The organism is Rhodococcus sp. WMMA185 (genome assembly GCF_001767395.1).
Taxonomy (GTDB): Bacteria; Actinomycetota; Actinomycetes; order Mycobacteriales; family Mycobacteriaceae; genus Rhodococcus_F.
Map to the genome: position 1 here is coordinate 930,779 of NZ_CP017014.1, position 12,973 is coordinate 943,751.

14 protein-coding genes are annotated in these 12,973 nt (G+C 63.6%); 5 read left to right on the forward strand and 9 right to left on the reverse strand.

Going from position 1 to position 12,973, the window contains the following annotated elements; genetic code table 11:
• Positions 1 to 97 precede the first annotated feature (97 nt).
• The gene (locus BFN03_RS04095) at positions 98 to 1,120 is read left to right on the forward strand and encodes a LacI family DNA-binding transcriptional regulator (RefSeq protein ID WP_070377941.1); all 1,023 of its coding nucleotides are present in this window, start codon (positions 98 to 100) and stop codon (positions 1,118 to 1,120) included.
• Between the two features lie 53 nt (positions 1,121 to 1,173).
• Here the strand turns inward: BFN03_RS04095 and BFN03_RS04100 are convergent, their stop codons facing one another.
• Genes BFN03_RS04100 through sdhC form a run of 4 tightly spaced genes read right to left on the reverse strand, consistent with a single transcriptional unit; the run spans position 1,174 to position 4,516 of the window.
• Positions 1,174 to 1,953 carry a succinate dehydrogenase iron-sulfur subunit gene (locus tag BFN03_RS04100; RefSeq protein WP_070377942.1) on the reverse strand — a complete coding sequence of 260 codons (780 nt, stop codon included), beginning with the start codon at positions 1,951 to 1,953 and terminating at the stop codon, positions 1,174 to 1,176.
• The gene (gene sdhA, locus BFN03_RS04105; RefSeq protein WP_070377943.1) at positions 1,953 to 3,704 is read right to left on the reverse strand and encodes a succinate dehydrogenase flavoprotein subunit; all 1,752 of its coding nucleotides are present in this window, start codon (positions 3,702 to 3,704) and stop codon (positions 1,953 to 1,955) included. The genes BFN03_RS04100 and sdhA overlap by 1 nt, the downstream gene beginning before the upstream one ends.
• 15 nt (positions 3,705 to 3,719) lie before the next feature.
• Positions 3,720 to 4,178 (reverse strand): succinate dehydrogenase hydrophobic membrane anchor subunit, encoded by a 459-nt coding sequence (locus BFN03_RS04110; RefSeq protein ID WP_070377944.1) that lies wholly within the window; start codon positions 4,176 to 4,178, stop codon positions 3,720 to 3,722.
• Positions 4,179 to 4,180: 2 nt separating this feature from the next.
• A complete protein-coding gene (sdhC, locus tag BFN03_RS04115; protein WP_070380599.1) occupies positions 4,181 to 4,516 on the reverse strand; it encodes a succinate dehydrogenase, cytochrome b556 subunit in 336 nt (111 codons plus the stop codon).
• A gap of 319 nt (positions 4,517 to 4,835) precedes the next feature.
• Between sdhC and BFN03_RS04120 the strand changes: the two genes are divergently transcribed.
• The 3 genes from BFN03_RS04120 to BFN03_RS04130 are packed head-to-tail and all read left to right on the forward strand — an operon-like array spanning position 4,836 to position 7,623.
• Entirely contained in the window at positions 4,836 to 5,240 is a 405-nt protein-coding gene (locus tag BFN03_RS04120) for a cytidine deaminase (protein ID WP_070377945.1), read from the forward strand.
• Positions 5,233 to 6,528 carry a thymidine phosphorylase gene (locus tag BFN03_RS04125; RefSeq protein WP_070377946.1) on the forward strand — a complete coding sequence of 432 codons (1,296 nt, stop codon included), beginning with the start codon at positions 5,233 to 5,235 and terminating at the stop codon, positions 6,526 to 6,528. The genes BFN03_RS04120 and BFN03_RS04125 overlap by 8 nt, the downstream gene beginning before the upstream one ends.
• A gap of 9 nt (positions 6,529 to 6,537) precedes the next feature.
• The gene (locus BFN03_RS04130) at positions 6,538 to 7,623 is read left to right on the forward strand and encodes an adenosine deaminase (protein ID WP_070377947.1); all 1,086 of its coding nucleotides are present in this window, start codon (positions 6,538 to 6,540) and stop codon (positions 7,621 to 7,623) included.
• A 76-nt stretch (positions 7,624 to 7,699) separates the two neighbouring features.
• Here the strand turns inward: BFN03_RS04130 and BFN03_RS04135 are convergent, their stop codons facing one another.
• From BFN03_RS04135 to BFN03_RS04145, 3 genes are read right to left on the reverse strand one after another with little or no spacing between them, the layout of a single operon-like run.
• Positions 7,700 to 8,953 (reverse strand): primosomal protein, encoded by a 1,254-nt coding sequence (locus BFN03_RS04135; protein ID WP_070377948.1) that lies wholly within the window; start codon positions 8,951 to 8,953, stop codon positions 7,700 to 7,702.
• Positions 8,954 to 9,000: 47 nt separating this feature from the next.
• Positions 9,001 to 9,306: a YbaB/EbfC family nucleoid-associated protein gene (locus BFN03_RS04140; protein ID WP_070377949.1), complete on the reverse strand. Its 306-nt coding sequence runs from the start codon at positions 9,304 to 9,306 to the stop codon at positions 9,001 to 9,003.
• Complete coding sequence (locus BFN03_RS04145; RefSeq protein ID WP_070377950.1) at positions 9,303 to 9,647, reverse strand: hypothetical protein; 345 nt, start codon at positions 9,645 to 9,647, stop codon at positions 9,303 to 9,305. Before BFN03_RS04145 ends, BFN03_RS04140 begins: the two co-directional genes overlap by 4 nt.
• Before the next feature lie 944 nt (positions 9,648 to 10,591).
• Between BFN03_RS04145 and BFN03_RS04150 the strand changes: the two genes are divergently transcribed.
• A complete protein-coding gene (locus BFN03_RS04150; protein WP_070380600.1) occupies positions 10,592 to 11,206 on the forward strand; it encodes a DUF2510 domain-containing protein in 615 nt (204 codons plus the stop codon).
• A gap of 154 nt (positions 11,207 to 11,360) precedes the next feature.
• Here BFN03_RS04150 and BFN03_RS04155 read toward each other — a convergent pair whose 3' ends face one another.
• On the reverse strand, positions 11,361 to 12,521 hold the full coding sequence (locus BFN03_RS04155; protein WP_070377951.1) for a C40 family peptidase: 1,161 nt from the start codon (positions 12,519 to 12,521) through the stop codon (positions 11,361 to 11,363).
• A complete protein-coding gene (locus BFN03_RS04160) occupies positions 12,518 to 12,847 on the reverse strand; it encodes a type VII secretion target (protein ID WP_070380601.1) in 330 nt (109 codons plus the stop codon). The genes BFN03_RS04155 and BFN03_RS04160 overlap by 4 nt, the downstream gene beginning before the upstream one ends.
• Between the last annotated feature and the right edge of the window lie 126 nt (positions 12,848 to 12,973).

Here is a 12,973-nt window from a genome sequence, read left to right on the forward strand (position 1 = left end):
TTTTGGTCCCTAGGGAATCCATGGGTTTAGTCTGGCTCTCACGAACACCTCGAGCAACAGTTGAAACCCATCAAATATCCATCATTGCGAGGTACTTGTGTCGCGCCGGTTCAAGGTACGAGAGATTGCGCAGCAGTCGGGCCTCAGCGAAGCCACTGTGGATCGGGTGCTCAACGACCGACCCGGGGTGCGGGAGGGGACCAGGGCCGAGGTCGCGCAGGCGATCACCGATCTCGAGCGTCAACGCACGCAGCTCAAATTGGTCGGGCGCAAGTTCATCGTCGACGTCGTACTGCAGGCGCCGGTCAGGTTCACCGATGCAGTCAGGGATGCGCTCGAGAGGGAACTACCCACACTTGCCCCAGCGGTGGTGCGATCGAGGTTTCATTTCCGCGAAACCGGGTCGGTGGATGCGATGACGTCGACACTCGAGAAGATCCGTAGCCGGGGTTCGCACGGCGTAATCATGAAGGCTCCCGACACCCCCGAGGTGTCAGCGGCGATCGACAGATTGGTCGGCGCCAAGATTCCAGTGGTCACGTTGGCAACCGATGTTCCTGGCAGTCGCCGCGCCTCGTACATCGGTATCGACAATCGTGCAGCCGGAGCCACCGCGGCGTATCTGATCGATCAATGGCTCGGCGATCGTCGCGGCACCGTACTGGTCAGCATGAGTAGTGGGTTCTTCCGCAACGAGGAGGAGCGCGAGATGGGGTTTCGCTCCGCCATCCGCATGTGCGCCGCGCCCAGGCGCCTGATCGACATCCCGAACAGTGACGGTCTGGACGAGACCAGCGGGCAATTGGTTCGACTCGCTCTCGAGTCCGATCCGGACATATGCGCCGTGTACTCGATTGGTGGCGGAAATCTGGCGACGGTGGACGCGTTCGATTCGGTGGGCCGCGAGTGCGCAGTGTTCATCGCGCATGATCTGGACGAGGACAATCGGAAACTGCTGGGGGAAAGGAAGATCTCAGCGGTTCTCTACCATGATCTTCGGGCCGATCTTCGTCAGGCGTGCCAGGTTGTCATGAACGAGCACGGGGCCATGGGTGCACGTTTCGCCTCCACGCCGTCGCCGGTTCAGGTCGTGACGCCGCTCAACATGCCGCCCATCTGACAAACAAGTGGCCCTCCCGTGAACGGGAGGGCCACTTGCTTGTCAACAAACGTCTACCGCGCGAACAGCAGTGCGCGCTTGACCTCTTGGATTGCCTTGGTCACCTGGATGCCGCGGGGGCATGCGTCGGTGCAGTTGAACGTGGTGCGGCAGCGCCACACACCCTCCTTGTCGTTGAGGATGTCGAGGCGCTCGGAAGCCCCCTCGTCGCGGCTGTCGAAAATGAACCGGTGAGCGTTCACGATCGCTGCCGGACCGAAGTAGCTACCGTCGCTCCAGTACACGGGGCACGACGTCGTGCAGCACGCACACAGGATGCACTTGGTGGTGTCGTCGAAACGTGCCCGGTCTTGCTGGCTCTGGATGCGCTCGCGGGTGGGCTCGTTGCCACTGGTGATGAGGAACGGCTTCACGGCACGGAACGCGTCGAAGAACGGTTCCATGTCGACGACGAGGTCCTTCTCCACCGGCAGGCCCTTGATCGGCTCGACGGTGATCGTGACCGGCTTGCCGTCCTTGGGCAGCATGTCCTTCATGAGGATCTTGCAGGCCAGGCGGTTCACGCCGTTGATCCGCATGGCGTCCGAACCGCACACTCCGTGGGCGCAGCTACGCCGGAACGTGAGGGTGCCGTCGAGGTAGCCCTTCACATACAGGAGCAGGTTCAGCATGCGGTCGGTCGGCAGGGCCGGAACCTGGAAGCTGTCCCAGTACTGACCCTGGCCGGACTCCGGATTCATCCGTGCGATCTTGAGGGTGACCATGACGGCGCCCTCGGGGACCGGGGGAAGGCTCGCCGTGTTCTCGCTCTTGTCGACTACAGGTGCGCTCATCAGTACTTACGCTCCATCGGCTCGTAGCGGGTCTGGACCACCGGCTTGTAGTCGAGACGGATGTCGGAGAGCAGGCCGTCGCCCTCCTTGTAGGCCATCGTGTGCTTCATGTATTCGGCATCGTTGCGGTCCGGGTAGTCCTCGCGTGCGTGGCCGCCGCGCGATTCCTTGCGGTTGAGCGCGCCGACTACGGTCACCTCCGCCATCTCGAGAAGGAATCCGAGTTCGACGGCCTCGAGAAGGTCGCTGTTGTAGCGCTTGCCCTTGTCTTGCACCGTGATGTGGTTGTAGCGCTCCTTGAGCGCGCGAACGTCCTTCAGTGCCTGGGTCAGACGCTCCTCGGTGCGGAACACGGAGGCGTTGTTGTCCATGGACTGTTGCAGCTCGGTGCGGATGTCCGCGACGCGCTCGTGGCCGTGCTCCGACAAGATCGTGGCCATCCACTCCTCGACCATCGTCGCGGGCGATTCCGGCAGGTCCACGAACTCGGTGCTGTTCGCGTGCTCGGCCGCGGCGATGCCGGCACGACGGCCGAAGACGTTGATGTCGAGCAGCGAGTTGGTGCCGAGACGGTTCGCGCCGTGTACCGAGACGCAGGCGCACTCACCGGCGGCGTAGAGCCCCTGCACGATCTCGTCGTTGTTGCGCAAGACCTCGCCGTTGATCCGGGTCGGGATACCGCCCATGACATAGTGGCAGGTTGGGTACACCGGAACGGGTTCGGTGACCGGGTCCACACCGAGGTAGGTGCGGGAGAACTCCATGATGTCGGGGAGCTTCTCGTCGAGGACTTCTTCGGAGATGTGGGTGACGTCGATGTAGACGTAGTCCTTGTTCGGGCCGGCTCCGCGCCCCTCGAGAACCTCGAGCACCATCGACCGGGCGACGATGTCGCGGGGCGCGAGATCCTTGATGGTCGGGGCATAACGCTCCATGAACCGCTCGCCGTCGGCATTGCGGAGGATGCCGCCCTCACCACGAACGGCCTCGGAGATGAGGATGCCGAGCCCTGCCAGCCCTGTCGGGTGGAACTGGTGGAACTCCATGTCCTCGAGCGGAAGACCCTTGCGGAAAATGATGCCCATGCCGTCGCCGGTGAGGGTGTGGGCGTTGGACGTCGTCTTGTACATCCGGCCCGAGCCGCCCGTGGCGAACACGATTGACTTCGCGTGGAAGACGTGAATCTCGCCGGTCGCCAGCTCGTACGCGATGACACCCGTCGCGACGGGGCCGTTCTCCGTTTCGGTGATCGCGATGTCGAGAGCGTAGAACTCGTTGAAGAACTCGACGTCGTGCTTTACGCAGTTCTGGTACAGGGTCTGCAGGATCATGTGGCCGGTACGGTCCGCCGCGTAGCATGCGCGGCGCACCGGCGCCTTACCGTGATCGCGGGTGTGACCACCGAAACGACGCTGGTCGATCTTTCCCTCGGGCGTGCGGTTGAACGGCAGGCCCATCTTCTCGAGGTCGAGTACGGCGTCGATGGCTTCCTTGGCCATGATCTCGACCGCGTCCTGGTCGGCGAGGTAGTCGCCGCCCTTGACCGTGTCGAAGGTGTGCCACTCCCAGTTGTCTTCCTCCACGTTCGCCAGCGCGGCGCACATACCGCCCTGAGCCGCGCCGGTGTGGCTGCGGGTGGGGTAGAGCTTGGTCAGTACCGCGGTGCGCGCGCGGGGACCGGCTTCGATCGCTGCGCGCATACCGGCACCGCCGGCACCGACGATGACCACGTCATAACGGTGTTCCTGCATGAAAACTGTGCTCCCCTAGCTCGCCGAGATATTGGGGTCGAATGTGAAGATGACGTACGTGCCGAGGCCCATGATCAGGATCATCGACAAAGCGAGGATCGTGTTGAGCCAGAAGCGTGTGGAGTCCTTGCGGGCATAGTCCGCGATGACTGTGCGGAGCCCGTTTCCGCCGTGCAACTGGGCGAGCCAGAGCATTGTCAGATCCCAGACCTGCCAGAACGGGCTGGACCAGCGGCCGGCGACGAATGCGAAGTTGATGCGCTGCACTCCGTCGTCGAGCATCAGCATGATGAAAAGGTGGCCGAGCACCAAGAAGATCAGCGCGAGCCCGGAGAATCGCATGAACAGCCAGGCATAGAGCTCGAAGTTGTTTTTCGAGGCTCGGCGCGGGGAGCGCGGGTTGTCCAGGCTGGCGGGCCGGTCGTAGGTCTTGCCCAGCGTCTTGGCTTCGGGGCCGTGGGTAGATGCAGTCATGGTCAGTGCCCCGCAAACATGTTGTAGAAGATGCGGCCTGCCCCCGGAATCATCACCAGGAACCAGATCGCGAGGATTACCCAGAGCATCAGGCGCTGGTACTGCGGTCCCTTGGACCAGAAATCCACCAGCATCACCCGCACGCCGTTCAGTGCGTGATACAGCACTGCGGCGACGAGCGCGATTTCCATGAGGCCGACGATCGGGTTCTTATAGGTCTCGATGACGCTGTCGTACGTATCGGGGTTCACGCGCACCAGTGCGGTATCGAGCACGTGCACAAAAAGGAAGAAGAACGTCAATACGCCCGTGATCCGGTGTAGTACCCAGGACCACATTCCGGGGTCGCCCCGGTAAAGCGACCGCGTGCGCTCCTTGGCCGGAGCGGCTTCAGTCGTAGTACTCATCGAGTGCTGTGCCTCCAAGGTCATTGGTGGACGGGGCCGAGTCTGCGCAGCTTCTGCGTTCAACGTGGGACTCGACGTGATCCTGAACCGACTTCTGTGACTCTAAACCCAACCAAAAGGGGGGAACTAATTCACCTCCGAGTTCGTACCGCCCGGTGCGAAGAAAGTTAGGTTTGCCTGTCCATTGCAGGCTCGGCGATCCAGAGTGAATCTCTGCATCCATTCAGTGCGCGTGATTGGATGGAGAACTATGGTCGAGATCGATTGGAAATTGTTGCGCGACAACGCGCGTGGGGCGGTGAGCCGGGCCTACGCTCCGTACTCGGGATTTGTGGTGGGGTCGGCGGCGTTGGTGGACGATGGGCGAATCGTCGTCGGATGCAATGTGGAAAATGTCTCACACGGCCTGGGCCTGTGCTCGGAGTGTGTACTTGTCGGTAACTTCATGGCGGGTGGCGGAGGAAGGTTGGTCGCAATCACCTGCTGTGGTGAGGGTGGCGAGATCCTCGTACCGTGTGGCCGCTGCCGCCAGATCCTCTTCGAGCACGGCGGCCCCGGATTGCTCGTCGACCACAAGGCGGGCCCGCGTCGAATGGAGCAACTGCTGCCGGATGCGTTCGGTCCGGAGGAGGAGGAAAGGCTCCGCCATGCATGATGCCGCGTCGATCATCGCCGCCAAGCGGGACGGCAGAGAACTGTCCGGCGCAGAGATCGACTGGGTCGTCGAGTCATTCACCCGCGGGGTCGTGGCCGACGAACAGATGTCGGCACTGGCCATGGCGATCTACTTCCGCGGGATGACGCGCGCCGAGGTGAGCTGTTGGACCACCGCGATGATTTCCTCCGGCCGGCGCATGGATTTCACCCACCTCGGCCGTCCCACCGTGGACAAACACTCGACGGGCGGTGTGGGCGACAAGATCACGCTCCCGCTCGCGCCGCTCGTCGCCGCGTGCGGTGCGGCCGTACCTCAGCTGTCGGGACGGGGGCTCGGGCATACCGGCGGGACCCTCGACAAACTCGAGTCGATCCCCGGTTGGCGCGCCGACCTCGACACCACAGAGATGGTCGAGATCCTGTCCGACCGCGCTGTCGGTGCCGTGGTCTGCGCGGCGGGAGCAGACCTCGCGCCGGCTGATCGGCGGTTGTATGCGCTCCGCGACGTAACCGGGACGGTCGAATCGATCCCGTTGATAGCCAGCTCGATCATGAGCAAGAAGATCGCCGAGGGCACCGGTGCGCTCGTGCTGGACGTCAAGGTTGGATCGGGCGCGTTCATGAAGAAGTTCGACGACGCGCGGGAACTCGCCCAGACGATGGTCGATCTCGGAAACGACGCCGGCGTGGCGACGACGGCGCTGCTGACCGCGATGGACGCACCTCTCGGTCGCACCGCGGGCAACGCCCTCGAGGTTCGGGAATCGCTCGACGTGCTCGCCGGAGGCGGTCCGTCCGATGTTGTGGAACTCACCCTCGTGCTGGCACGAGAAATGTTGAATGCAGCCGGAATCGACGGAATCGACCCTGCCGACAAGCTCAGGGATGGGTCTGCCATGGACCACTGGCGGAAGATGATCGGTGCCCAGGGCGGCGACCCCGAGGCCCCGTTGCCGCAGGCCCGGCACACCGAAGTGCTGGTGTCCGAATCGGACGGTGTGGTGTGTGGGCTCGACGCCATGGCGGTGGGGGTGGCCGCGTGGCGCCTCGGCGCCGGACGCACCCGTCAGGGTGATTCAGTGCAGGCTGGGGCAGGTGTGGAGTGGCACGCCAAGCCAGGGCAGGAGGTATCCGCGGGAACCCCCCTCGCCACACTCCACACCGACACACCCGAACAGTTCGCGGCGGCGAAAGCCGCGCTTACCGACGCATGGACCATTTCCGAGGGCGCGGCGTCGGCAAATCAATCACTCGTCATCGAGCGGATCGACATTCCGTCGGGATAACGTCGACGCATGACCGCACTGGATCTGTCGGCCCTGCGCCGAGCGCCGAAGGTGTTGCTGCACGACCATCTCGACGGGGGTCTGAGGCCTGCGACGGTTCTCGAGCTCGCCCGTGACACCGGCTACGATGCGCTGCCCGCAACAACTGCGCCGGCACTTGCGGAGTGGTTTCGGGAAGCCGCAGGCAGTGGCTCGCTCGAGCGATATCTCGAGACGTTCGTACACACTGTCGCCGTCATGCAGACACCCGCCGGGCTCGAACGGGTAGCCCGTGAGTGCGCCGAGGATCTCGCCGAGGACGGCGTCATCTATGCAGAGATCCGCTTCGCGCCCGAGCTGCATCTCGAGGAGGGCCTCACCCTGGACGAGGTCGTCGAGCAGGTCCTGCTCGGCTTTCGAGCGGGTGAGTCCGCGGCCGAATCCGATGGCCGGCGGATTCGGATCGGGGTGCTCCTCACCGCGATGAGGCACGCGGCACGCTCCCGGGAGATCGCGGAACTGGCGGTTCGGTTCCGCGACCGCGGCGTCGTCGGTTTCGACATCGCCGGGGCCGAAGCCGGAAATCCGCCCAGCCGCCATCTCGATGCCTTCGAGTACATGCGGGGAAGCAACGCGCACTTCACCATCCACGCGGGGGAGGCATTCGGTCTGCCCTCCATCCACGAGGCCATCGCATTCTGTGGGACGGATCGACTCGGCCACGGGGTCCGCATCGCCGATGACATTCATATCGGCGAAGACGGCATCCCCGTGCTGGGCAGGCTGGCGAACTATCTGCGGGACAAGAGGATTCCCTTGGAGCTGTGTCCGAGCTCCAACGTCCAGACCGGTGCGGTCGACGCGCTCGAGAACCATCCGTTCGACCTGCTGGCCCGGCTGCGCTTCCGGGTCACCGTGAACACCGACAACCGCCTGATGAGCGATACCAGCATGAGCCGCGAGATGCTGCGACTGGTCGACACGTTCGGATACGGCTGGACGGATCTCGAGCGCTTCACCATCAACGCCATGAAGTCGGCGTTCATCCCCTTCGACCAGCGACTTCAGTTGATCGATGAGGTCATCAAGCCGGGGTTCGCCGTCCTCGTGGGCTGATTCTCGTTCCACGCAGGCGGGCCTGCTCATTCCTCCCGCAGGCGGGCCTGCTCATTCCTCCCGCAGGCGGGCCTGCTCATTCCTCCCGCAGGCGGGCCTCGAACTCGCGTTCGAGTGCTCGCCACGCCTCGGCTTCGGTGTCGTAAGGTGCGCTCGGCGCCAACCGCGTCGGGTCCTGGTCCAGGACGAACGACACGTACCAGCCGAGCGGATTGGAGACGGCGAGTGCGGCTTCCACCGATTCGTCGCCGGCGAACCCGGCTGCATCGGTGAACAACTCGACGGCGAGATCGAGCTGGTCGGGGTCGACCGATTTGGGCCCGGCGGCCAAGTCGTCGGCGAGGCCCGGCAGGACGTAGACATTGCCGTCGGTGACCTCGACCTCGAGTGACCCGTCGACCGCCGCCACCTGAATCTGTTCGTACGTGCTGACCTTGGCGAGCGCGTGCTCATGGTTGTCGGCCAGGAATCGGGCGAGCGCACGCTCGGAGGTGAACACGAATATCGTCCCCTCACGACCGAGGAAGATCGGATCGTCGCCCAGATAGCAGCGGAGGGTGAAGTACGTTTCTCCTGAGGTGATGATCTTGATGGGGTCGACACCCACCTCGCTCCAGAACGAATCCTCTTCCTCGTCGCTCTCGTCCTCTTCCTCGTCGGCATCGAGGGAGACGAATTCCGCGTCGTCTTCGGCTTCCTCGACGACGTCGTCCACATCGACGGTGTTCTCGTCGGCTGCCACCAATTCAGCCTCGGCTACGGCTACCGCCTCGGCGTCCACCTCGGGGGTCGCCACGACGGCATCGACGGCGTCGAGCACCTCGTCCCAGCTCTTGGCGATGGCGGTGCCGATCTGGCCCCACCGCTCCTCGCCCTCGCGCCCCTCGAACACGCTGACGCCTGCGGCGAGCGCGCCGAGAATGGGGTTCGCGTTGAAGAACTTGGTAACCGGGTCCAGGTCGCAGACCTCGCCGATGTTGCGCACCATGTTGAGCGTGTCTTCGAGTTTGCTGACGATCAGGTCCTCGGGGTCGCTCGCGGCAAGCTCGGGAACGCCGATCAGGTCGAAGGAGAAGCTCTCCTCGGGTTCGAGCTCGGCGGCGGACAGCCCCGACACGACGCTCCATGCGGGGTGCTCGGCCAAATCGTTGTCGGTGTTCGTGCGGATGAAGGCAGCTAACTCCGCCACTGATTCGAACCCGTAAAGGTCGTCTTCGTGGCCTAGGAATGCTTCCCACTCGTCGTCGCCTTCACGCCACAGTGGTGCCCACAGTGTCACGAGGTCGCCGTCGGTGAGACCGAGCTCGATAGGGACGATGTCTCCAGCCATGGCGCGAGCCTATCGACACGGCGCAGAAACTAGTAGCCAGGGCAGGCTTACACCTTGCTGAAGGCGTCCTGAAGTGCCCGCATGACTTGCGCACGTTGTTCGGTGGCGAGGCGGGCGGCCTCGTGAGTCGTGCTCGTGATCAGTGCCGCGAGTGTGCGGGCGTCGAGGGTGGAGATGGAATCGTCCATCCAGAGTCCCGTCAGATTGCCGTTCCCGTCCACCTCTGCGGTGACCTGGTCGGACTCACTCGACGCACGCGCCTTGATCGACTGGAGACCGGAAAGGGCTTCTTCTAATAGGTTCACCTTTTCGGTTGCTCGACCGACAACCGCATCCATGTCATGCTCGCTCACACTTGCCTCATCCAACTGGTCGGGGTGGGTTCTTCCACGTCTTCGATCACCTGCGCCGCGGCTACGTCGGCCCGCGTAGGAAGGCCGAGTTTGTCAAGCAGCTGGGCGGGCATGCCGTCGTAGGCGAGTTCGTCGCGGCGCCGTGCCCCGGCCTCGGCTGCCGACCGACGGCACAGCGTCAGGATCTCGTCGGCGAGGCGCTGCCCCCCGTAGCGGAGTTCGCGCGGATCGATGCGGAGTTCGACCGGAAGGCCGTACTCGGTGGTCTTGACCGAGATCGTGCCGGAGCGGTTGGTCACTGCGGCCGTCGTTCCGGCCGAGGGCGGGGTGGGCGGAAACATGATTCCTCTCGTTGGGTTGGTCTCACGGGGTTGGTCGGTAGAAGCCGTAGAGACACGAGTCACGACACTTTAAGGATCGCTGGATTTCTGGGGACTGTACCCACTGGATCCGGCTCCGGATTGCTCGCGCCGAAAGTCGAGGTGTGCCGTTCTCCTCGAATTCCTCGCCGCACTCGGAGGGACGGCTGCTGAGGCCTCGGACCGGCCCGGACCGTCGAGGTTTCCAGTCCCGGTGACACTGCAGCTCCAAGCGGATGGCGTCCTCGAGGTGCGGGCATTTCGGATCGATGGCCATATGTGGTTGGACGCGCGCTGTTGGTTATCGGTTCCCGTGCTGTTGGACGGATCGAGTCAAGACATGCACGGTTACCCGGACGCCCCACCCAAGTTCACGTTGGATCTTCGATGGACAGCTCCGCTACGGGGGGCTTGCAACACCGAGGGAGAAGAGCGCTGAAGCCTGAGAACCGAATAGTGTTCGATGTGATATTCGACGTGTCGGCGGGTGCTGAGCTTGTGGTCCGATGGGGTGGATGGTCGTATGCGCCGCATGAAACGGACCATGCTCGCTTTTCCCTCCTCTCGTGCTCCTTCTCGCTGGATGCAGGACTCAACTTTGGGAACACAGCTTGCCGCTGCTTGGTGGTTCGCGATCGGCGCGATGTCGATCCGGGCAGCACCTCACCAACTTGTACTGTACGAGTGACAACAGATTTCGGATATTCGAACTGCGACGCGATATCCGGTGGGTATGAGAGACTCGCATCTGCGAGATGCCCCTTCGTTGTGAAGGAATGCGATCCTATGGAATCCTATTCTTTCACTACGACAGGGCATTTCGTGTCTTCACCCGATTTGTCATCGGTTCGATTCATCAAGGATAAGAGCCTCGACGCATGTCGAATGGTTCTGCAGTTATCAGCCTGATAGAAAGAGGCTCAACATTGTCTGAACAACCCGATACCGTACCCGCGGGGTGGTACCCAGCGCCGGATGGCGGGCAACGCTACTGGGACGGAACCAAGTGGCTGGACATTCCGGAACCCGAGACGAAGTCGTCGAGTGTGTCACGCAAAAGGCCGTCCAAGAAAGTGCTCATCGCGATCGCAGTAGTGGGTCTTGTCGCCGTGGGTGGTGGAACGATCTGGAAGGTTTCGCACGACGCGAGCGTGCGAGCAGAGCAGGAGGCGGTAGCCCTCGCAGCGCAGATTGCCGCGGATGAGGAGGCCGCGCGCCTTGCCAATGAGCGGGCCGCGCAGGAAGCTGAGGATGAGAACGAACGCGCATTGCGCGCGCGAGCGGTGACCGGTATCGAGTCCAGCGTCCAGGAGATGGCAGAGGAGCACGTGGAGAAGGGCTTCATGACCGGCCCGGTGCTCGACGTATCCTGCTCACCGGTTGGTGGAGGCTCTACTGACGACCTCACAGAGGTGACTACGGTCTTCCAGTGTTTTGCCGCGACCAAGGACAACGGCGATGGCTCGATGAGCGGATTCAACTACCACGCCACCATGAACTGGAACACCGGGGAGTACACCTACGGTCGGGGTGCGCCGTGACAAGTGTTAGTTGACTTCACACTCGCGTAGCGCTGGTACGGAATGGGTGCGGTTCCACCCGGTCGATGTCTGCGGTGTTCTGGCGGCCCAGCTTGGAGGCTGCCAGAACCACTAGAGGGTCCAGAACCACGGCGCTTCCGTGTAGCTTGCAACGTCAGGTCGGCCGATAGAACCCGTAGAAGGCCATTCCGGTGGTACTGGTACGAATCGGGCCGACCTGCACGGGATCTCCGGCCTCCACGAGTAGGCCGTTGCCGATCACCATCGCCACGTGGCCGTCCCAGACGGCGAGGTCACCGGGCATGAGGTCGCCCGGATTCACAGCCATACCGACGTTCTGCTCCTGCGCCAAGCGCGGAATGCTCACGCCCGCTTCGCCGTACGCCCATTGTGTCAGTCCGCTGCAATCGAGTCCTACGCCGGGTGACGTTCCACCCCAGACGTAGGGGACGCCCTGTTGCGACAGCGCGTTACGGACAGCTTCGGCTGCCTCCCTGGTCGGGGCGAGCGCGGTGCTGCCGTCAGGCAACGTCACTTCGACGCCGTCACCGCTGTACGAGGAATCCGGCGAGGATGGTCCGCGAGCGGTACCCCAGGACGTGCCGTGGACGGCGTGCGTCCACCTCCCGCCCCCGCTCGGAGACAGGACGCTCGACACCGGCCTCATCAGGCCGAGCATCGGCGACATGGCCTGTGGAGGAGTCATACCCGCCGCTACGCGGCTCGCCCCACCGGAACTTGCGGGTGAAACGGCTGTGGCCGACGCGGCCCCGGTGCAAGCGGGCATGGTCGCGGACGGTGCGTTTGGAACATCTTCCGCAGACGCCAGGGCAATCAGCGCGCCGGTCTGCTCGCGGAGTTCGGCCCGCACCGACTCGACGACTGCGGCGGCTCGCTCGAGGTGATCGAGAGCGGCCGCGATGATCATTGCTTGGCCGGAAGGGGTGACCACGGTCGGGCCTGCCGAGACTGCAAGGGACATGAACGACTGCAGAATCTCCCTGAGCCGCAGCCTGCCTGTCCGCACGAGCTCGGAGGCCTCGGTCACAACGGCAGCCAACTCGTTGCCGCGGTCGGAGACCGCGATCAGGGACCGCTGAGCCTCCTCGGTCTTCGTGATCGCGGCGGTGCCGACGCTGCCTTGCCAGGCGCCATGGATCGAGCTGATAGCGGTCCGTCCGGTGTCATGGACGGCGTCGATGACTTCTGATGACGCGCGCAGAGTATCGGCAGGCCCACCGGTTGCGGGAATGTCCGTGCCTAATGCCCCGAGCAGGTCGATTATCGGGCGGGTGAGCTGATCAAGGGGAATCACGACCAGACGTCCAGTCCGGCGGCGTTCGCTGCGAGTGCGGCCGCGGTGGCGGTGTCGGCGCGTTGGTAGTCGGCGCAGTTCGCCAGGGCCACGGCACTGATCGCGTCGAGCACGCCGGACAGCTTCTCGATCGAAGCCAGATGCGCGGCATGCGCGGCGGAGAACGCTGCGACAAACTCGCCGCCGATCACTCCGAAGACCGGCCCGAGCAGCGACGGCCCCGTAGCCGCGATACCGATCCCCGCCGCTTGCATCTGCGCCGACATCACAGCGGTGGTTGCGGAAAAATCGCTGATGCTCATGGTGTCCGCTGTCAAGTCCTGCATCGTCATCCCCCCAGTCGGATTTGATCCCCGCATCATCCTAATTGGACGTCGCCGAGCCCCAATCGGTTCCACCCACGTCTTACAGAACGTCACTCTCCTATGAGTCTTCGCTAACGTGCCCCTATT